Source organism: Micromonospora sp. NPDC049101 (assembly GCF_040648675.1).
GTDB lineage: Bacteria > Actinomycetota > Actinomycetes > Mycobacteriales > Micromonosporaceae > Micromonospora.
Genome location: NZ_JBEZED010000016.1, coordinates 109,249 through 128,069, shown reverse-complemented (window position 1 = coordinate 128,069; position 18,821 = coordinate 109,249). Strand labels below are relative to the sequence as shown.

Sequence of the window (18,821 nt, the reverse complement as noted above, 5' to 3'; positions counted from 1 at the left end):
GACGGAAGCCTACGCAGGGCGAGGGAGGCGACGGTGGCGCAGGGTGCCAGGAGGACGACCGCGCAGGTCGCCGGGGTGGTGGTGCTCGCCGCGGCGGTCACCGCGTTCCTCGCCGTCGCGGCGGTACGCCACGGCTTCTTCGACCTGAAGGTCTACTACGGTGCGTTGACCTGGTGGGTGCACGACGGCGGGGAAATCTACGACTACCTCAAGCCGGGCACCCAGTACGGCTTCACCTACCCGCCGTTCGCCGCGCTGGTCATGCTGCCGATGGCGTACCTGCCGTGGTCGGCCGCGATCGCGGTGAGTGTGCTTGCCAGCGTGGTCAGCACCACGGTGCTGATCTGGTGGCTTGTCGACCCGATCGCCCGCCGGGCCGGCTGGACCCGGTGGTTCGCGCTCGCTGTGGCGCTCTGCCTGGCCGCCGCGTTCGAACCGATGCGGGAGACCGTCAACTTCGGCCAGGTCAACACGTTGCTGCTCTTCCTGGTGGCGGTGGACCTGCTGTGGCTGTTGCCGGCCGGCAACCGGTGGGCCGGGGTGGGCATCGGGCTCGCCACCGCGATCAAACTGACCCCGGGCGTCTTCATCGTCTACCTGCTGGTGACCGGGCGCTGGCGGGCGGCTCTCACCGCCTGCGGCACGGCCGCCGGGGTGTCGCTGCTGGCCGGCGCGCTCTTCCCGGACGCGTCCCGGGAGTTCTGGACCGAGGCGCTGTGGAATACCGGGCGGGTGGGCGAGTTGGCCTTCGTCTCCAACCAGTCGTTGCGCGGGGTGGTCGCCCGGCTCGACCCGCAGCACCCGAGCACCCTGCTCTGGCTGCTGCTCGTGCTCGGCACCCTGGCCCTGTGGGCGTGGCGGTCCCGGGCCGCCGTCGCGGCCGGTGACGAGGCGACCGGCCTGGCGCTGACCGGTGCGGTGATGTGCCTGGTCAGCCCGGTCACCTGGGTGCACCACCTGGTCTGGCTGCTGCCCGCGCTGATCCTGCTCGTCGACAATGCGATGGCCGCGCCGGCCGGCCGCCGCCGGCGCGTCCTGCTGGTCGCCGCGACCATCGGGTACGCGCTGCTGATCAGCCGGACCGTCTGGTTCTGGGAGAAGGACTTCACCGGCGTCGGCGGCTTCCTGGGCAGCAACGCCTACGTGTGGATCAGCCTGGCGCTGCTGGCCTTCCTGCCGATCCGCCGCTGGCTGACCCCGCGCGGGTCAGGTGTCGAGGCGTCCGGCGTAGCGCAGCTCGACAAGGCTGACCGGGGGCTGCCCACCGGCGAGCGGCACATGGTAGGTCGACCGCTCACCGTCCGCTGACAGCCCGGCCCGCTCGCCGAACCGGCGGGCCCGCCGGTTGTCCGCCAGCACCCACGCGTGGTATTCGGTCCAGCCCCGCTCGCCGAGCCCCACCCGGGCGGCGGACAGGAGGGCGACGGCGGTGCCGTCACCCCAGCAGGCCGGTTCCACGTACAGCGCCACCACCTCGCCGACCGTCGGGTCCAGGTCGTCCCGGTCCTGGTTGCGGCGGTACGGCCCGAAGGTGGTGAAGCCGACGACCAACCCGTCCACCTCGCCGAGCAGGGTGGTGAACGGATGCTCGGGATCGGCGGTGCCGACGTCGCGGCGGCGCTGCGCCCAGGCCGCCACGTTCAGCCGCTGGAGCACCTCGTCGGGCATGAAGCCGGCGTAGCCCGCCTGCCAGCCGTGCACGTGCACCCGGGCGACCGCCTCGGCGTCGTCCGGCTCCTCCCGGCGGATGGTCAGCATTGCACCGTTCTATGCCCAGGTGGCCCTCCCGTCCAACTTCCCGCACCGGCGTCGTACCGATGAATTAAGGTCGCCGACGATGGCCGCACCGGAATCACTCTCGCTCGCCCAGGCCCGCCGGGTGGCGCTCGCCGCCCAGGGCTTCGCCGACCCGCCGCCCGCCGGCGTGCCCACCCGCCGGCACCTGCGTCGGGTGCTCGACCGGGTCAACCTGATCCAGATGGACTCGGTCAACGTGCTGCAACGCGCGCACTACCTGCCGCTCTACAGCCGGCTCGGGCCCTACCCGACCACACTGCTCGACCAGGCCGCCTACCGGCACCCGCGGGAGCTGTTCGAATACTGGGGTCACGAGGCGTCGTTGGTTCCGGTCGAGCTGCATCCGATGCTGCGCTGGCGGATGGCCCGAGCGCACAGCGAATCCTGGGGCGGCATGCGGCGGATCGCCCAGGAGCAGCCGGAGCTGGTCGCGTGGGTCCGTGCCGAGGTGGCCGCCCGAGGTCCGCTGACCGCCGCCGAGATCGAGCACGACGCGCCCCGGGAAACCGGCAACTGGGGGTGGAACTGGTCGGCGGTCAAGCAGGCGTTGGAGTTCCTCTTCTGGGCCGGCGAGGTGGCCGCCGCCGAACGCAGCACCTCCTTCGCCCGCCGCTACGACCTGCCCGAGCGGGTGCTGCCCGCGGCGGTGCTGGCCGCGCCCACCCCGACCGACGCCGAGGCGTACCGCACGCTTGTGGCACTTGCCGCGCGGTCGCTCGGGGTGGCCGGCGAGCCGGAGCTGCGCGACTACTTCCGGCTGCCGCTGGCCGGTGCCCGGCAGGCCGTCGCGGAGCTGGCCGAGGCCGGCGAGCTGGTGCCGGTCACCGTGGCGGGCTGGCGCCAGCCGGCGTGGCTGCACGCGTCCGCCCGGCTGCCCCGCTGGATTCGCGGCAACACGCTGGTCAGCCCCTTCGACCCGCTGATCTGGGAACGTGCCCGCACCGAGCGGCTGTTCGGTTTCAGCTACCGGATCGAGATCTACGTCCCCGCGCCACAGCGGGTCTACGGCTACTACGTGCTGCCGTTTCTCCAGGGCGACCGGTTCACCGCCCGGGTCGACCTGAAGGCCGACCGCAAGGCCGGGGTGCTGTTGGTGCCGGCCGCCTGGCTCGAACCCGGCGCCGACCCGGGGGAGACCGCGGCGGCCCTCGCCGCCGAGCTGCACCGGCTCGCCGGCTGGCTCGGCCTGGACGCGGTGGCACCGCCGCAGGCCGGCGACCTGGCCGGTCCGCTCACCGCCGCGTTGGCCGGCATGCCCGGTGTACCGTGAGCGCGTGACGAGCGTCCCCGGTCCGTTCGACCAGCCGCAGCCCGCCCCCGGGGCGGTGCACACCGTGCCGGCCGATGCGGCCAGCGTGGGTCCGGCTGGTTGGCCGACGACCCCGCCCGGTGGTTACCGAGCGCCGGAGCCGGATCGGCTCACCCGGTTCGTGCTGCGCCTCTACGAGCGTTCACCGCGCTGGGCGGTGCCGCTGGCCGCAGTCGGCTGCGTCGCCGCGGGCATGGGCTACGCGCTGCTCAGCAATCCGGCCCACGCCGCCCCGGATGCCGCACCCACCTGTCTGCTCAAGCTGACCACCGGGCTGGACTGCCCAGGCTGCGGCGGCACCCGCGCACTCTGGTACGTGCTGCACGCCGACCTGCCGGCCGCTGCCCGACACCACTTCCTGTTCGTCTTCGCGTTGCCGTTCCTCGCGTACCTCTTCGTGGCCTGGGCGGGCAACCAGGCATTCGGTTGGCGACTGCCGGAGCTGCAGATCAGCTCGAAGGTCATCGTCGGTTTCCTCGGTGTGTGGCTGGCCTTCTCGGTGCTGCGCAACCTGCCCTGGGCACCGTTCACCTCGCTCTACGTCTGAGCGCGCCGCCGCCCACGCCCGACCATCTCATGATCGACTCGCCTTTCAGGAAACAGCCCCACCTGGACACCCCGAGTTTCAGGAAGTCGAGTCGATCAACCCGGTGGATGGGTGGACACCCGCGTCGCTGACGGAGTGATCGACATTGCAGGGGGCGTGCCTGAGTTGGGCCGGGAGGGGCCGCGCCACTACAGTCCCTGGAATGCCGGAGATGGTGCAGCCCCAGGTCAAGTTGATCGCGTGGACCCAGTTCGCGGCCCCGGACGACGTGCCGTGGTCGACCGACGCGGAGGGTGGCCAGGCGCTCGCCGAGTTCGCCGGCCGGGCCTGCTACCAGTCGTGGAAGAAGCCGAACCCGGCGACCGCCACCAACGCCGGCTACCTGGCGCACATCCTCGAGGTCGGGCACCTGTCGGTGCTGGAGCACGGCTCGGTCACGTTCTACTTCACCGGGGTGTCGCGCTCCTTCACCCACGAGTTGATCCGGCACCGGCACTTCTCGTACTCCCAGTTGTCCCAGCGCTACGTCCCGGAACGGGACGCGGCCATGGTCGAGCCGGCGGTCATCGCCGACGACCCGGAGCTGCACAAGAGGTTCGTGGCGGCGGCCGAGGCGAGCGTTCAGGCGTACACGGAGTTGCTGGAGGGCCTGGAGCAGCGCTTCTCCGACGAGCCGAACCCGACGCTGCGCCGCAAGCAGGCCCGGCAGGCGGCCCGCGCGGTGCTGCCCAACGCCACCGAGACCCGGATCGTGGTCACCGGCAACTACCGGGCCTGGCGGCACTTCGTCGCCATGCGGGCCACCGAGCACGCCGACGTGGAGATCCGTGAGCTGGCCGTGGAGTGCCTGCGCCAGCTCCAGGGTGTCGCCCCGAACGTGTTCGCCGACTTCGTGATCTCCACGCTGCCGGACGGCACCGAGGTGGCGGCCAGCCCGCACGAGGCGTCCTGAGCCCTTCCCTGGCGGGCCCCGGCTGGTCGTCCGCTAGGTTGGAGGGTATGACGCACGACCACCCCGACGCCGCGGCCCGACCGGTGTCCCGCCCCTTCGGCCGGGTTCTCACGGCCATGGTGAGCCCGTTCACCCCCGACGGCTCGCTCGACCTCGACGGCGCCGCCCGGCTGGCGAGCCACCTGGTCGACGAGCAGGGCAACGACGCGCTGGTGGTCAACGGCACCACCGGCGAGTCGCCGACCACCACCGACGCGGAGAAGGAACGCCTGATCCGGGCCGTGGTGGAGGCCGTCGGAGACCGCGCGAAGGTCATCGCCGGGGTGGGCACCAACGACACCCGGCACACCATCGAGCTGTCCTCGGCCGCCGAGAAGGCGGGTGCGCAGGGTCTGCTGGTGGTCACCCCGTACTACAACAAGCCACCGCAGAGCGGTCTGCTGCGGCACTTCACCGCCGTCGCCGACGCCACCGGCCTGCCGGTGATGGTGTATGACATCCCACACCGCTCCGGTGTGCCGATCGAAACCGAGACGCTGGTCCGGCTCGCCGAGCACGGCCGGATCGTCGCGGTCAAGGACGCCAAGGGTGACCTGACCGCCACCAGTTGGGTGACCAGCCGGACCGCCCTCGCCTTCTACTGCGGCGAGGACGCCCTCACCCTGCCGGCGCTGGCCGTCGGCTCGGTGGGCGTGGTCGGGACCTCGACGCACTTCACCGGGGCACTGACCGCACAGATGATCGAGGCGTACGACGCGGGGGACATGCCGGCCGCGCTTGCCCTGCACCGGCGGCTGCTGCCGCTGTTCACCGGCATCTTCCGTACCCAGGGCACCATCCTGGTGAAGGCGGGCCTGGCGTCGCTGGGTCTGCCGGCCGGCCCGGTGCGACCCCCGCTGGTGGACGCCACCAACGACGAGATCGCCCAGCTGCGCGCGGACTTCGCGGCAGCGGGCCTGGAGCTGCCCGAATGATCGAACGACACGATGGGCGCCGAGTGACGGCGTCGCAGAATGAGGTGGACGAGTGACCGAGGCGCACATCGAGGCGGAACTACCCCCGCCGCTGCCCGAAGGTGGCCTGCGGATCATCCCGCTCGGCGGGCTCGGCGCCATCGGTCGGAACATGACCGTCTTCGAATACGACGGCAAGTTGCTGATCGTCGACTGCGGGGTGCTCTTCCCCGACGTCGAGCAACCGGGCGTGGACCTGATCCTGCCCGACTTCGGCCCGATCCTGGACCGGCTCGCCGACGTCCAGGCGATCGTGCTGACCCACGGCCACGAGGACCACATCGGCGCGGTGCCGTACCTGCTCGCCCACAAACCCGACATCCCGCTGGTCGGATCACAGTTCACCCTCGCCCTCGTCGAGGCGAAGTTGGCCGAGCGGCGGATCCAGCCGTACACGCTGACCGTGCGGGAGGGCGGCCGGGAGCGGCTCGGCCCGTTCGAGTGTGAGTTCTTCGCGGTCAACCACTCGATCCCGGACGCCCTCGCGGTGGCCATCCGCACCCCCGCCGGCCTGGTGCTGCACACCGGCGACTTCAAGATGGACCAGCTCCCGCTGGACGGCCGGATCACCGACCTGGCCGGTTTCGCCCGGCTCGGTGCCGAGGGCGTCGACCTGCTGCTCTCCGACTCGACGAACGCGGAGATCCCCGGCTTCGTCACCCCGGAACGGGAGATCGGGCCGGTGCTCGACTCGATCTTCGCGAAGGCGAAGGGCCGGATCATCGTGGCCTCGTTCGCCTCGCACGTGCACCGCGTACAGCAGGTGTTCGACTCCGCCGCGGAGCACGGCCGCAAGGTCGCGCTGATCGGCCGGTCCATGGTCCGCAACATGGGCATCGCCCGGGACCTCGGCCTGCTCAACATCCCGAATGGCCTGGTCGTCAGCATCGACGAGGCGACCACGTTGCCGCCGGACGAGATCGTGCTGATGTCCACCGGCTCACAGGGTGAGCCGATGAGCGCGCTGGGCCGGATGGCCAGCGGCGACCACCGGCACATCACCATCGCGCCCGGCGACACAGTCGTGCTGGCGTCCTCCCTCGTGCCGGGCAACGAGACCTCGGTCTACCGGGTGATCAACCGCCTGGCGCGGGCGGGCGCGGTCGTCGTGCACAAGGACGTGGCCAAGGTGCACGTCTCCGGGCACGCCCCCGCCGGGGAGCTGCTCTACCTGCTCAACGTGGTCCGGCCCAGCAACCTGATGCCGGTGCACGGCGAGTGGCGCCACCTGCGCGCCCACGCCCGACTCGGCATCGAGTCCGGGGTCGCCGCCGACCGGGTGGTGATCTGCGAGGACGGCGACGTCGTCGACCTGGTCGAGGGCCGCGCCAGCCTGGTCGGGCACGTGAAGAGCCGGTACGTCTACGTGGACGGCCTCGCCGTCGGTGACGTCAGCGAGTCGCTGCTCACCGAGCGGCGGATCCTCGGTGACGGCGGCTTCATCGCCACCACCGTGGTCGTCGACTCGGTCACCGGCAAGGTGGTCGCCGGCCCCACGTTGTCCGCGAAGGGCTTCTCGGAGGACCCGGAGGCGTTCAACCCGGTGGTCCCGCTTGTCACCGAGGCGCTCAACCGGGCCGCGGCGGACGGCATCACCGACCCGCACCAGCTCCAGCAGATCGTCCGCCGGACCGTGGGGCGGTGGGTCAACGACAAGTACCGTCGTCGCCCGATGATCGTGCCCACCGTCGTCGAGGTCTGAGTTTGTCCCGCTGACGCCGGTCCACTCCGTTCGGGGTGGGCCGGCGTCGCCGCGCCCGGGGTGTCAGGGCAGCGCGGTGACCGCCTCGGCGTAGGCGACGCCGGTGGTGATGGCGGCGTCCACCAGCACCGTGAGCTGCGCGGGGGCCACCCCGTGGGTCAGGTCGGTGGCCACGTCGCCGGCCAGCACCAACTCGCCGCCGAGATCGTGCGCGTACGCCTTGGGCAGCAGCCGGTCGTGGTTCCAGGCGTTGCAGAAGGCGTACGCCTCGGCGCGGCGGGTCGCCGGCAGCCGCCGGGTGGCCATGGCCCGGGCGTGCAGCACCTCGCCGCGTTCGCCGGCCCGGCGGAACTGGATCACCACCCCGTCCCACCGGCCGACCACCCGGTCGCCCTCCTCCACGACGTACCGGTCCCCGCGGCGGTCCAGGGCGGCCGTGATGAGGTCGACGGTGAGCGTCACCAGCTCTCGCTCGTCGGTGGCGGTCTCGGAGTCGCGCGCCGCACCGCCGGATCCGACGTCCCCGATACCGCCGTCGGCGGGCTCGTCGTCGGCGGGCAGGGGCACCGGAGCCGCCAGCGGGCGCTCGGCGAGCCAGGCGGCCATCCGGCCGGAGTGGTGGCCGGTGCCGTTGCGGGCGTCGAAGCTGCCGGCCAGCTCGTTGACCATCGCGAGCAGCAGTGCGCCGAGGGTGGCCACGTCCAGGTGGGTGGCCGGCCGGCCACCGTACGCCGGGCGGGGCACCGTGCGCAGGCCGAGCCCGGCCTCGACGGCCACCGCGCAGACCAGCGCACCGGCGGCGGCGAACTCCATCGCGGCGAGGTCGTCGGTGGGCCGGTCCAACCGGGGTAGCTGCTCGGCCAGAATGCTCAGCCCGCGTTCCAGGTGCCCGCCGAGGGCGCAGAACCGCAGGTGTGCGGCGAGGTGGGGAAAGGCCCCGCGCTCGCGTCGGTGCCGCCGGTACGCCCGCACGTGCGCCACCGCGGCCCGGTCGGCCTCGCCGACGCGCAGTGCGGGGAGCAGCCCGGCCACCAGCGCCCGCTCGGGCTGGTCGGTGCAACCCAGCGCGTCGTCGGTGGGCTCCCGCAGCTCGGTCAGCGCGGCGCGCCATTCCCCCCAGCCGGCGAGCAGCTCGGCGCGGCGGGCCGGGGCGCAACCGGGGCAGCCGCCGGACGGTCCGCCGACCGTGCCCGCCCACCGCTGGTACCAGTGCCGGGCGGTGGGCTCGTCGCCGAGGTGGTCGGCGATCCGGCAGCGCAGCTCCGCGACGGTCGCCGCCTCGGGGCCGTCCGCCCCGATCCGGTGGGCCAGGTCGTCCAGCAGGGACCGGGTCTGGTCCAGCCCCACCCGAGGGGTGCCGAGCAGCGCCTCCACGGCGTACCGCTGTAGGCGCAGCAGCAGGGCAGCCTCGTCCTCGGTGAGCAGCTCGGGCCGGTAGTCGGCGGCGGCTCGACACCGGCGTACCGGCTCGACCAGCCGCCACCGCTCGCCGTGCAACAGGTACGCCTCGATCAGCGCGAACCGGGCGTCCAGGGCGGACCGCAGGTCCCCGGACGCGTCGGCCCGCTCGGCGAGCCGTTCGAGGGCCAGCAGCCGGGCCGGCCCGTCGGGCAGGTCCCGTGCGTCGGCGAGCGCGCTCACCAGCGTCGGGTCGCGCTGCACGGGCGGCCGTCGGAGGGGGGCCGGACTGCCGGCCTCGCCGGCCCGGTCGGTGTGACTGCCGGTGAACTCGTCCCGGCCGGTCACGACGGCACCGCGCCGGGCAGCCGACGGACGGCCACGGCGAGCTGGCAGCCGGTGGAGATGCCACAGTCGAGCAGTTGGTCGAGTTGGTGCGGGGTGACCCCGCGTCCCAGGTCGGTGACCACCTCGCCGTAGACCCGGGCCCGACCGTCGTCGTCGACGTGCACGAACGCCTTGGGCCAGAGCCGGTCGTGGTTCCACGAGTTGCAGAACGCGTACAGGGCGGGCACCTGCTCGATGCCGAAGGTGGGAGTCACCATCGTGCGGACCTGGAGCAGCTCGCCGTCCCCGCCGAGGCGGAGGAACCAGATCGTGTTGTCGTCGAAGTGGCCCACCAACTCGCCGGCCGCGGTCAGGCCGACGGACCGGCCGCGGGCGGCGAGCACCGCGGCGACCAGTTCACCGGTCAGTGGGCGCAGCGCGCCCGGGTGCCCGGCCAGCGGATCGTCTGGATCGCCCTCGGTTTCCGGCGACGCCATGGGGCATCCCTTCTGAGGCGGATATCACGACCGGCGGCGGGTCCGTGTTTCGACGCGCGGACACGGCCCGGAAAAGCGGGGATCTGCCCGGCCCCACCGTTACCGTGACTCTATGGCGGGCCGTACCTCTCAGGCGAGCCGGCGGCGCGGCGCGTCGCCGCGCGGTGGCACCAACAGTCGTGCCCGTCAACCGGCGAAGAAGACCCGGGCGCCGGTCCGGCGTCGCACCGCGCCGGCGCGGCCCGGCGCGGCCGTCTACGTGGGTCGTGCGGTGGGCGCACTGTGGATGGGCGTGGCCCACGGGATGGGTTGGGCGGTGCGGGCCGCCGGTCGGCAGGCCGCCTCCGCCCGCGACCTCGACCCGGAGCACCGCCGCGACGGCGCCGGGCTGCTGATGTTCGGCTTCGCCCTGCTCACCGCCGTGGCACTCTGGCTTTCCGGAGCGGGCCCGGTGGGCGCGCGACTGGCCGACACGATCCGGCTGTTCCTGGGTGCGATCTCGGTGGTCGTACCGGTGCTGTTGATGATCGGGGCGTGGCGGTTGATGCGTCAGCCCGCCGATCCGGAGCACCGGGGCCGCGGCCTGATCGGCTGGAGTTCACTGCTCGTCTCGACCGCCGCGCTGCTGCACATCGGGCAGGCCCCGGCCAACCCGCTCCAGCGGGACTTCGCGGGTGGCCTGGTCGGCGCGGGCATCGGCGGGCTGCTGGAGCGCGCGGTCACCGCCTGGGTGGCGGTGCCGCTGCTGGTCCTGCTGCTGCTCTTCGGTCTGCTGGTGGTGACCGCGACACCGATCAACAAGATCCCGGAGCGGCTGGGCCTGCTCGCCGGTGGGCTGGTCGCCGCACCGGAGACCGACGAGGAAGAAGACGTTCCGGCCGCGAAGCCGGCGCGGCGGCGACCGGCGAAGCGGACGCCGCCGCCGCTCGACCCGGACGACTTCGAGGATCTGGACGGCGCGGACCTCCAGGAGACCATGGTGTTGCCGCGCAAGGCCCCGGCGAAGGTGCCGGCGAGCCGCCGGCCGCCGGTCGAGCCGCCGGAGCACTCGCCCGCGCCGACCCGGGCCGAGCAGCTCGCGTTGACCGGGCTGGCCGGGGACTACACGCTGCCGCCGGCCAACATGCTCAGCGCCGGTGCCGCCGCGAAGACCCGCAGCAAGGCCAACGACGAGGTGATCGCCGCGCTGACCGGCGTGTTCGACCAGTTCGACGTGGACGCCGCGGTAACCGGCTTCACCCGTGGCCCGACGGTCACCCGGTACGAGGTCGAGCTGGGCCACGGCGTCAAGGTCGAGCGGATCACCCAGCTCTCCCGCAACATCGCGTACGCGGTGAAGTCGCCGGACGTACGGATCCTCAGCCCGATCCCGGGCAAGAGCGCGGTCGGCGTGGAGATCCCGAACACCGACCCGGAGAACGTCGCCCTCGGCGACGTGCTGCGCTCACGCGCGGCGACGAGTGACCACCACCCGATGGTGGTGGCGCTCGGCAAGGACATCGAGGGCGGCTACGTGGTGGCCAACCTCGCGAAGATGCCTCACATTTTGATTGCCGGGGCCACCGGCGCCGGAAAATCGAGCTGCCTCAACACCCTGCTGGTCTCCGTCCTCACCCGGGCCACCCCGGACGAGGTACGCCTGCTGCTGATCGACCCGAAGCGGGTCGAGATGACCGGCTACGAGGGCATCCCGCACCTGGTCACCCCGATCGTGACGAACGCGAAGAAGGCGGCCGAGTCGCTGGACTGGGTGGTCCGCGAGATGGACATGCGCTACGACGACCTCGCCGCCAACGGGGTCCGGCACATCGACGACTTCAACCGCAAGGTCCGCAACGGTGAGATCAAGGCACCGCCGGGCAGTGAACGGGAGATGCGCCCGTACCCGTACCTGTTGGTGATCGTGGACGAGCTGGCCGACCTCATGATGGTCGCGCCCCGCGACGTGGAGGACTCCGTCGTCCGGATCACCCAGTTGGCCCGCGCGGCCGGCATCCACCTGGTCCTGGCCACCCAGCGCCCCTCGGTCGACGTGGTGACCGGTCTGATCAAGGCGAACGTGCCGTCCCGGTTGGCGTTCGCCACCTCCTCCCTCGCCGACTCCCGGGTCATCCTCGACCAGCCGGGCGCGGAGAAGCTGCTCGGCCGCGGTGACGGGCTCTTCCTGCCGATGGGGGCCTCCAAGCCGGTCCGCATCCAGGGTGCCTGGGTCACCGAGCGGGAGATCGCCGACGTCGTGAAGTTCTGCAAGGACCAGCGCGAGCCGGAGTTCCGCAAGGACGTGCTGGCCCCCGCGCAGGAGACCAAGAAGAAGACCGACGAGGACATCGGCGACGATCTCGACCTGTTGGTGCAGGCGGTGGAGTTGGTGGTGACCTCGCAGTTCGGCTCGACGTCGATGCTCCAGCGCAAGCTGCGTGTCGGTTTCGCGAAGGCGGGCCGCCTGATGGACCTGATGGAGACCCGCGGGGTGGTCGGGCCGTCCGAGGGGTCGAAGGCGCGCGACGTGCTGGTCAAGCCGGACGAGCTGGAGGAGGTCCTGGTCGGCCTGCGCGGCGACGTGGACTGACCGGCGGGACGACGCGACCCGGGGAATCGCGGCGGGCCCAGTGAAACGCGGCGGGCCCAGTGAAACGCGGCGGGCCCAGTGAAACGCGGCGGGCCCGCCGGAATCCGGCGGGCCCGTGACTCGGGAAGCGTTCAGTTGAGCAACGCGGCGGCGATGATGGTGCCGATGATCGCGCCGACGACGCTGGCCGCCGCGGCGTACCAGCCCAGGGGCTTGTCACCCAGCACCGCGCCGACGATGCCCGCGACGATGCCGAGCACGCCGAAGATGATCGGGGAGATGAGCAGGGCGAGAACCGCGAAGACGAAGCCCACGATGGTGAGGATGCGGGCGGCGTTGGCGCGGGGGCGGGCGGTGCTGGGCAGGTCGGCCATGTCGTCCTCCGGGTGAGAGCCTGTCGTGACGAATCGATCACTACCCACTGTGGGTGGTGACCACGCCTGCCGAGGTGACTCCTCAGTGGAAGATTTTCAGGCCGATCACGCCGGCGACCACCAGCAGTAGGCACAGGATCCGGGGCAGGCTCGCCGACTCGCCGAGGGCCAGCATCCCGATCAGCGCGGTGCCGACCGCGCCGATGCCGACCCAGACCGCGTAACCGGTGCCGACCGGGATCTCGCGCAGCGCGTACGCCAGCCCGGCCATGCTCAGGGCCAACGTCACCGCGAACACCACGGACGGGCCCAGCCGGCTGAAGCCGGCGCTGCGGTCCAGGGCCACCGCCCAGGCCGTCTCCAGCAGTCCAGAGATCACCAGCACCAGCCAGGCCATCGTCCACCTCACACGGGAGTGCCCGGGCCGCCGGCGCCGGGACGAGTCGGGGTCTGCACGTCGCGGGGCGTCTTGGCCTCACCGGGTACGCCCACCACTCGTCCGGGGTGGCCACGGGCCACCGAGGCCGACGCTAGCACCGGCCGACCGCCGGGGTGGACGGGTCGGGTGTCGACGGCCCAGTGACTCCGGCCACCCCGGATTGACCTGAAGTTGACTCTAACTTGCAGAATGACCGCCATGACGCTGATCTATGCCGACCGTAAGGTCGCCGCCGCACTGGACGCCGCCACCACGGTCGACGCCATGCGTGCCGCCCTCCTGGCCGCGTACGAGGGACGCCTCGTGGCCCCGCCCCGGGCCGCCGCCCCGCTGGGCGGTGGGCGGCTGGTGCTCACCGCGGGGCACCTGGTCGGCGAGTGGTACGGCTTTCGCTCCTACGACACCTTCGGCCACCCGCAGGGCGAGCAGGTGGTGGTGCTGCACGACGCGGGCACCGGGGCGATCCGGGCGGTGGCGGTGGGCGAGGAGCTGGGCTCCCGTCGTACCGGAGGGTTGGGTGCCCTGGCGGTCGACGCCCTGGCCCGTCCGGACGCGGCCACCCTCGGCGTGATCGGCTCCGGCCGGCAGGCCTGGACCCAGGTCTGGGCGACCGCCGCCGTGCGCTCCCTCCGTGAGGTGGTGGTGCACAGCCGCTCCGCGGCGCGGCGGGACGCCCTCGCCGCCCGGATCCGCGCCGAGCTGGGTGTGCCGGCCCGCACGGTGGCCGACCCGGGCTCGGCCGTCACCGGGCGGGACATCGTGGTGCTCGCGACCACCAGCCCGACCCCGGTGCTCCGCGCCGCCGATCTCAGCCCCGGCACGCACCTCAACGCGGTCGGCTTCAAGCAGCGGGACCGCAGCGAGTTCGGCACCGACCTGCTGGACGCCGCCGACCTGCTGGTCACCGACTCGCCAGCCCAGGCGGCGGACTACCAGCCGCCGATGCTCGCGGCCACACCCCCGTACGCCGGGCGGTTGCGGGACCTGGGTGGCATCCTGGCCGGCGCGGTCCCCGGCCGGACCACCGCGGACCAGATCTCGGTCTTCTGCTCCACCGGCCTGGCCGGCACCGAGGTGTTCCTGCTCGATGCGCTGACCCGCATCGGCGCCGTGGCGCGCTGACCGCCGCCGGAAACCGAGCACACCGATGCGGCGTCCCGCGCGTGCCCGGCCGTCGCCGAAGCCCCGCGTGCGTGGGCTTCCCCGGCCGGCCCGGTACCCTCGGATGGTGTCTGCCACCTCTCCTTCTCCTTCTGACCACACCGAGGGCCGTCGCGTCGCCCTGCTCACCCTGGGCTGCGCCCGCAACGAGGTCGACTCGGAGGAGCTGGCCGCGCGGCTGCACGCCGACGGCTGGCAGGTGACCACCGACGGCGAGGGCGCCGACGTGGTGGTCGTCAACACCTGCGGTTTCGTGGAGAAGGCCAAGCAGGATTCCATCCAGACGCTGCTCGCCGCCGCCGGGACCGGCGCCAAGGTGGTCGCGGCCGGCTGCATGGCCGAGCGGTACGGCCGTGAGTTGGCCGACAGTCTGCCCGAGGCGCAGGCGGTGCTGAGTTTCGACGACTACCCGGACATCGCCGCCCGGCTGAACGCCGTCGTCGCCGGTGAGCAGATCACCGCGCACACCCCCCGGGACCGGCGTGAGCTGCTGCCGTTGACCCCGGTGCAGCGCCGCGACAGCAAGGTGTCGCTGCCCGGGCACGGCACGGTGAGCCGCACCGTCGTCGACACCGACGAGCACACCCCCGCACACCTGCGCCAGGTGCTGCGCCGCCGACTGGACACCGGCCCGGTGGCCTCGCTGAAGCTGGCCAGCGGTTGCGACAGGCGCTGCGCGTTCTGTGCCATCCCCGCCTTCCGTGGGGCGTTCGTCTCGCGTACGCCGGACGAGCTGCTCGCCGAGGCGGAGTGGCTGGCCAAGACCGGTGTCCGGGAGTTGGTGCTGGTCAGTGAGAACTCCACCTCGTACGGCAAGGACCTCGGCGATCCCCGGGCTTTGGAGAAGCTGCTGCCGCAGCTCGCCGCGGTGACCGGCATCGTCCGGGTGCGGGCCAGCTACCTCCAGCCGGCCGAGACCCGACCCGGCCTGGTCGAGGCCATCGCCAACACCCCGGGCGTGGCCGCGTACTTCGACCTGTCGTTCCAGCACTCCAGCGAGCCGGTGCTGCGCCGGATGCGGCGTTTCGGCTCCACCGACCGGTTCCTGGAGCTGCTCGCCGGTGCCCGCGCGTTGGCCCCGGACGCGGGCGCCCGGAGCAACTTCATCGTCGGTTTCCCCGGCGAGACCCGCGCCGACGTCGACGAGCTGGTCCGGTTCCTGACCGAGGCCCGGCTGGACGCGATCGGGATGTTCGACTACAGCGACGAGGACGGCACCGAGGCCGCCGGCCTGCCCGGCAAGGTCTCCGCCGCGACGATCAAGCGGCGCTACGACCGGCTCAGCGCGCTCGCCGACGAGCTGTGCTCGCAGCGGGCCGAGGACCGGCTCGGCTCGACTGTCGAGGTGCTCGTCGACTCGATCGCGGACGGCCTGGTGGAGGGTCGGGCGGCGCACCAGGCGCCGGAGGTGGACGGTTCCACCACCCTGGTCGCCCCGGCCGAGGGTGGGGTCGACCTCGCCGCGTTGCGACCGGGTGATCTGGTACGCGCGACGGTGACCGGCACCGAAGGGGTCGACCTGCTGGCGGTGCCGGATGAGATGATCTCGGCGGCGCCCGGCGCGGCACGGTGACGGTGGGCCCAGGCGGAGCGGGGGAGCCCAGTGGTGCGGTGCCGGGAACGCCACGGCGGCCCGAGCGGAGTGCGGCGGTGACCGGGGCGACGGAGTCGACTCCGGCCCGGGTGGTCGCCGTGGTGCCCGTCGTCAACGCGGCCAACGCGCTGACCGCCCTGCGGCTGGCGCTGGTGCCGGTCTTCGCCGCCTCGGTGGTCATGTCCGGGATGACCCACTCCGGCTGGCGGATGGCGGCGTGCCTGATCTTCGCGGTGGCGTCGGCGACCGACCTGGTGGACGGCTGGATCGCCCGCCGGTTCGGGCTTGTCACCTCGGTCGGCAAGGTGGCCGACCCGATCGCCGACAAGGCCCTCACCGGGGCCGCGCTGGTGCTGCTGTCCTGGTATGACCGGCTGCCCTGGTGGGTGACCGCGCTGATCCTCGTCCGCGAGCTGGGCATCACCGGGCTGCGGTTCTGGGTGATCCGGCACGGCGTGATCGCCGCCAGCCGAGGCGGCAAGGTCAAGACCGCGCTCCAGATCCTCGCCATCGCCTGGTACCTCTGGCCGATGCCGGCCGCCCTCGCCGCCGTCGGCCCGTGGATCATGGCCGCCGCCGTCCTGGTCACGGTCGCCACCGGCTTCGACTACATAGCCCAAGCCCTCCGCCTCCGCCGCCCCCGCTGACCCCCCACCCCCCACCCCCGCCCCGCTTCGTTGATCATGAGGTTATTGCCATTCGGAGCGGCGTGTCGCGGCTATAACCCCATGATCAACGCGATTGGGTGGGTGGGGTTGGGGAAGGGGGGTTGGGGGAGGATGGGTTGATGCAGCGGGACACGGGTCTGGAACGGCCGGCGGATGGTGTGGCGGACGATGCCGAGGCGGGTAGTGCGGCAGCCGGAGTCGTGCACCGACTCGCCCAGCGGCACGAGACCCTGGCCACCGTCGAATCACTCACCGGTGGGCTGTTGGCCGCATCGATCGTGGACATCGCCGGGGTCAGCGGGATCTACCGGGGCGGCCTCGTGGTCTACGCCACCGAGTTGAAGGGCACCCTGGCCGGCGTCCCCGCCGACCTGCTGTCCGAGCGGGGGCCGGTGGACCCGGACGTGGCGGCGGCACTCGCCGCGGGTGGCCGCCAGCGCTGCGGCGCGGACTGGGCAGTGGCCACCACCGGCGTCGCCGGCCCGGAACCGCAGGACGGCAAACCCGTCGGCCTGGTCTACGTCGCGGTCGCCGGCCCGAACGGCGCCGAGGTCCGACAGCTCGACCTGGACGGCGGTCGGGACCACGTCCGCGCCGCGGCGGTGGTCGAGGCGCTGCGGCTGCTCGCCGACCAAATCCACGCCGCCGACACCGCGCACGCCGCGCTGCCCGCGAGTTAGCCGGGAGATCCGATCCACGCCGCCGACACCGCGCGAGCCGCGCTGCCCGCGAGTTGGCCGGGGGACATCCGGGGCATTCGGGGCGGCTGGGAGCGGTCGGTGCCGCGCGAAGTGAGTCCGTCTCGGCGATCCGACGGGCGGGGCGGGATGTCGGCGGGGCTCGTAACGGGTACGGTTGCGGGAAGGCTCCGACGTTTCGGGGTCGGCGCGGTCCGCCGCGGCCGGCCGCCCAGCGCCGGGCGCGAGGTATCCCTCAGGGGGAGGTGCGATGATCCTGCTACGCCGGGTGATCGGTGACGCACTGCGGGCGCGCCGGCAGGGCCAGCAGCGCACGCTGCGTGAGGTCTCCACCGCCGCCAACGTCAGCCTCGGCTACCTCTCCGAGATCGAGCGGGGGCACAAGGAGCCGTCCAGCGAGCTGCTCGCCGCGATCTGCGACGCCCTCGGTGCCCGACTGTCCGAGCTTCTGCGTGAGGTGAGCGACACCGTGGCGCTCGCCGAGCAGATGCCCGAGGTCCTCGTCTCGATGCAGGACGAGTCGGCCGAGGCCGCGGCCAAGAGCACCGGCCGGGGTGTCCGTCAGGTCACCTCCGATGGCAAGGTCGCCGTCTCGGTCCGTCAGGACTCGCCGCTCAAGGCCACGCTGCGCAGCACCCGCGTCCGCCCGACCGAGCGCGACCGGGACGTGGTCTGCGCCGCCTGAGACCGTGGTCCGGTTGACCATGGGTGGGCTGGCTCCGGCCGCGTAGGGTGGCCCACAGGAGCTGCCGGTGCTGTCGACCGCCCGGTACGGATGCCTCGTTGGCGTCCGGCTGGGACGATGGAGACCGGCGGTGGTGGTCGGTTGGCCCATCGGGCCCGGCCGGCCGTGGTGGAGCGACGCTACTGAGGGGATACCGCGGAGATGGCGAGCCCGTTCGTCAAGGGTTGGAACTACCTGATGGCACTCTTCGGTGCGAAGATCGACGAGCATGCCGATCCCAAGGTGCAGATCCAGCAGGCCATCGAGGATGCCCAGCGGCAGCACCAGGCGCTGGTCCAGCAGGCCGCCGCGGTGATCGGCAACCAGCGTCAGCTGGAGATGAAGCTGTCCCGGCAGATGACCGAGGTCGAGCGGTTGCAGGGCAACGCCCGGCAGGCCCTGGTGCTGTCCGACCAGGCCCGGGCCAAGGGTGACGAGGCAGAGGCGGCGCGGTTCGAGCAGTCGGCGCAGACCCTGGCCACCCAGTTGGTCTCCGCCGAGCAGGCCACCGAAGACCTGAAGACCCTGCACGACCAGGCGCTGGGTGCCGCCGCCCAGGCCCGCCGCGCGGTCGAGAACAACTCGATGATCCTCCAGCAGAAGCTCGCCGAGCGCACCAAGCTGCTCAGCCAGCTGGAGCAGGCCAAGATGCAGGAGACGGTGGCCCGCTCGCTGGAGTCGATGTCGTCGTTGACCGCGCCCACCAACACCCCGTCGCTGGACGAGGTGCGCGACCGCATCGAACGGCGCTACGCCAACGCGATGGGTCGCGCCGAGCTGGCGGGCAACTCCGTCGAGGGTCGGATGTTGGAGATCCAGAAGGCGACGATCGACTCGGCCGGCTCGGCCCGGCTGGAGCAGATCCGGTCCAGCATGGCGGGGGAGCAGCTCGGCGGCGCCGGGCAACGACCGGCCGTGCCGCAGGCCGAGAAGGCCGGCCCGGCCACCGACCCGACGGCCGCCGCCCGCCTGGACGAGCTGCGCGCCAGCATGGCTCGTGAGCGGGGCACCGGCGACCCGACCGCCGCCGGCTGAACGACCGGACCGAGGAG

The 18,821-nt window shown here is 72.6% G+C and carries 18 protein-coding genes and 1 riboswitch; of the genes, 13 read left to right on the top strand and 5 right to left on the bottom strand.

Translation table 11 applies throughout. The annotated features are described in order from the left end of the window. The first annotated feature begins 33 nt into the window (after positions 1-33). Positions 34-1,308, top strand: coding sequence for a glycosyltransferase family 87 protein (locus AB0B57_RS22755; RefSeq protein ID WP_357073105.1), 1,275 nt, complete (start codon positions 34-36; stop codon positions 1,306-1,308). On the opposite strand, the gene AB0B57_RS22750 is transcribed toward AB0B57_RS22755, so the two are convergent. Continuing rightward, positions 1,207-1,758, bottom strand: coding sequence for a GNAT family N-acetyltransferase (locus AB0B57_RS22750; protein WP_357073102.1), 552 nt, complete (start codon positions 1,756-1,758; stop codon positions 1,207-1,209). The two genes, AB0B57_RS22755 and AB0B57_RS22750, sit on opposite strands and share 102 nt — an antisense overlap. A 79-nt stretch (positions 1,759-1,837) precedes the next feature. Here AB0B57_RS22750 and AB0B57_RS22745 point away from each other — a divergent pair, with 79 nt between their 5' ends. From AB0B57_RS22745 to AB0B57_RS22725, 5 genes are all read left to right on the top strand, one after another. Next, positions 1,838-3,067 carry a crosslink repair DNA glycosylase YcaQ family protein gene (locus AB0B57_RS22745; protein WP_357073099.1) on the top strand — a complete coding sequence of 410 codons (1,230 nt, stop codon included), beginning with the start codon at positions 1,838-1,840 and terminating at the stop codon, positions 3,065-3,067. Between the two features lie 64 nt (positions 3,068-3,131). Beyond that, the gene (locus tag AB0B57_RS22740) at positions 3,132-3,653 is read left to right on the top strand and encodes a DUF2752 domain-containing protein (protein ID WP_357073282.1); all 522 of its coding nucleotides are present in this window, start codon (positions 3,132-3,134) and stop codon (positions 3,651-3,653) included. A 211-nt stretch (positions 3,654-3,864) separates the two neighbouring features. Continuing rightward, the gene (gene thyX / locus AB0B57_RS22735) at positions 3,865-4,605 is read left to right on the top strand and encodes an FAD-dependent thymidylate synthase (RefSeq protein ID WP_357073279.1); all 741 of its coding nucleotides are present in this window, start codon (positions 3,865-3,867) and stop codon (positions 4,603-4,605) included. Between the two features lie 47 nt (positions 4,606-4,652). Continuing rightward, positions 4,653-5,579, top strand: coding sequence for a 4-hydroxy-tetrahydrodipicolinate synthase (gene dapA, locus AB0B57_RS22730; protein ID WP_357073096.1), 927 nt, complete (start codon positions 4,653-4,655; stop codon positions 5,577-5,579). Between the two features lie 52 nt (positions 5,580-5,631). Continuing rightward, positions 5,632-7,320 (top strand): ribonuclease J, encoded by a 1,689-nt coding sequence (locus tag AB0B57_RS22725; protein ID WP_357073093.1) that lies wholly within the window; start codon positions 5,632-5,634, stop codon positions 7,318-7,320. Between the two features lie 63 nt (positions 7,321-7,383). On the opposite strand, the gene AB0B57_RS22720 is transcribed toward AB0B57_RS22725, so the two are convergent. Then, a complete protein-coding gene (locus AB0B57_RS22720) occupies positions 7,384-8,982 on the bottom strand; it encodes a YbjN domain-containing protein (protein ID WP_357073276.1) in 1,599 nt (532 codons plus the stop codon). An 80-nt stretch (positions 8,983-9,062) separates the two neighbouring features. Further along, positions 9,063-9,542: a YbjN domain-containing protein gene (locus AB0B57_RS22715; protein ID WP_357073090.1), complete on the bottom strand. Its 480-nt coding sequence runs from the start codon at positions 9,540-9,542 to the stop codon at positions 9,063-9,065. Positions 9,543-9,654: 112 nt separating this feature from the next. Between AB0B57_RS22715 and AB0B57_RS22710 the strand changes: the two genes are divergently transcribed. After that, positions 9,655-12,111 (top strand): DNA translocase FtsK 4TM domain-containing protein, encoded by a 2,457-nt coding sequence (locus AB0B57_RS22710; RefSeq protein WP_357073087.1) that lies wholly within the window; start codon positions 9,655-9,657, stop codon positions 12,109-12,111. A gap of 131 nt (positions 12,112-12,242) precedes the next feature. Here the strand turns inward: AB0B57_RS22710 and AB0B57_RS22705 are convergent, their stop codons facing one another. Further along, positions 12,243-12,485: a hypothetical protein gene (locus tag AB0B57_RS22705; protein WP_357073084.1), complete on the bottom strand. Its 243-nt coding sequence runs from the start codon at positions 12,483-12,485 to the stop codon at positions 12,243-12,245. An 82-nt stretch (positions 12,486-12,567) separates the two neighbouring features. Further along, positions 12,568-12,882, bottom strand: a complete 315-nt coding sequence (locus AB0B57_RS22700) for an SMR family transporter (RefSeq protein ID WP_357073081.1) — start codon at positions 12,880-12,882, stop codon at positions 12,568-12,570. Positions 12,883-12,943: 61 nt separating this feature from the next. Further along, a riboswitch (guanidine-III (ykkC-III) riboswitch) is annotated at positions 12,944-13,008 on the bottom strand. Positions 13,009-13,122: 114 nt separating this feature from the next. On the opposite strand from AB0B57_RS22700, the gene AB0B57_RS22695 reads away from it, so the two are divergent. The 6 genes from AB0B57_RS22695 (at position 13,123) to AB0B57_RS22670 (ending at position 18,804) form a co-directional block, all read left to right on the top strand. Next, positions 13,123-14,046, top strand: coding sequence for an ornithine cyclodeaminase family protein (locus AB0B57_RS22695; protein WP_357073078.1), 924 nt, complete (start codon positions 13,123-13,125; stop codon positions 14,044-14,046). Between the two features lie 103 nt (positions 14,047-14,149). Beyond that, on the top strand, positions 14,150-15,658 hold the full coding sequence (gene rimO / locus AB0B57_RS22690) for a 30S ribosomal protein S12 methylthiotransferase RimO (protein ID WP_357073075.1): 1,509 nt from the start codon (positions 14,150-14,152) through the stop codon (positions 15,656-15,658). Positions 15,659-15,735: 77 nt separating this feature from the next. After that, positions 15,736-16,326 carry a CDP-diacylglycerol--glycerol-3-phosphate 3-phosphatidyltransferase gene (pgsA, locus tag AB0B57_RS22685; RefSeq protein WP_357073072.1) on the top strand — a complete coding sequence of 197 codons (591 nt, stop codon included), beginning with the start codon at positions 15,736-15,738 and terminating at the stop codon, positions 16,324-16,326. A gap of 140 nt (positions 16,327-16,466) precedes the next feature. After that, positions 16,467-17,027: a CinA family protein gene (locus tag AB0B57_RS22680; protein ID WP_357073069.1), complete on the top strand. Its 561-nt coding sequence runs from the start codon at positions 16,467-16,469 to the stop codon at positions 17,025-17,027. A gap of 268 nt (positions 17,028-17,295) precedes the next feature. After that, positions 17,296-17,730 (top strand): helix-turn-helix transcriptional regulator, encoded by a 435-nt coding sequence (locus tag AB0B57_RS22675; RefSeq protein ID WP_357073066.1) that lies wholly within the window; start codon positions 17,296-17,298, stop codon positions 17,728-17,730. Between the two features lie 201 nt (positions 17,731-17,931). Further along, positions 17,932-18,804, top strand: coding sequence for a PspA/IM30 family protein (locus AB0B57_RS22670; RefSeq protein ID WP_357073063.1), 873 nt, complete (start codon positions 17,932-17,934; stop codon positions 18,802-18,804). The last annotated feature ends 17 nt before the right edge of the window (positions 18,805-18,821 follow it).

Excerpts from the sequence above, each read along its gene's own strand:
- AB0B57_RS22745 (WP_357073099.1), top strand. The coding sequence starts at position 1,838 with ATGGCCGCACCGGAATCACTCTCGCTCGCCCAGGCCCGCCGGGTGGCG.
- thyX (WP_357073279.1), top strand. The coding sequence starts at position 3,865 with ATGGTGCAGCCCCAGGTCAAGTTGATCGCGTGGACCCAGTTCGCGGCC.
- AB0B57_RS22700 (WP_357073081.1), bottom strand. The coding sequence starts at position 12,882 with ATGGCCTGGCTGGTGCTGGTGATCTCTGGACTGCTGGAGACGGCCTGG.
- AB0B57_RS22670 (WP_357073063.1), top strand. The coding sequence starts at position 17,932 with ATGGCGAGCCCGTTCGTCAAGGGTTGGAACTACCTGATGGCACTCTTC.
- AB0B57_RS22710 (WP_357073087.1), top strand. The coding sequence starts at position 9,655 with ATGGCGGGCCGTACCTCTCAGGCGAGCCGGCGGCGCGGCGCGTCGCCG.
- AB0B57_RS22695 (WP_357073078.1), top strand. The coding sequence starts at position 13,123 with ATGACGCTGATCTATGCCGACCGTAAGGTCGCCGCCGCACTGGACGCC.
- AB0B57_RS22715 (WP_357073090.1), bottom strand. The coding sequence starts at position 9,542 with ATGGCGTCGCCGGAAACCGAGGGCGATCCAGACGATCCGCTGGCCGGG.
- AB0B57_RS22675 (WP_357073066.1), top strand. The coding sequence starts at position 17,296 with ATGATCCTGCTACGCCGGGTGATCGGTGACGCACTGCGGGCGCGCCGG.
- rimO (WP_357073075.1), top strand. The coding sequence starts at position 14,150 with ATGGTGTCTGCCACCTCTCCTTCTCCTTCTGACCACACCGAGGGCCGT.
- AB0B57_RS22750 (WP_357073102.1), bottom strand. The coding sequence starts at position 1,758 with ATGCTGACCATCCGCCGGGAGGAGCCGGACGACGCCGAGGCGGTCGCC.
- dapA (WP_357073096.1), top strand. The coding sequence starts at position 4,653 with ATGACGCACGACCACCCCGACGCCGCGGCCCGACCGGTGTCCCGCCCC.
- AB0B57_RS22680 (WP_357073069.1), top strand. The coding sequence starts at position 16,467 with ATGCAGCGGGACACGGGTCTGGAACGGCCGGCGGATGGTGTGGCGGAC.
- AB0B57_RS22705 (WP_357073084.1), bottom strand. The coding sequence starts at position 12,485 with ATGGCCGACCTGCCCAGCACCGCCCGCCCCCGCGCCAACGCCGCCCGC.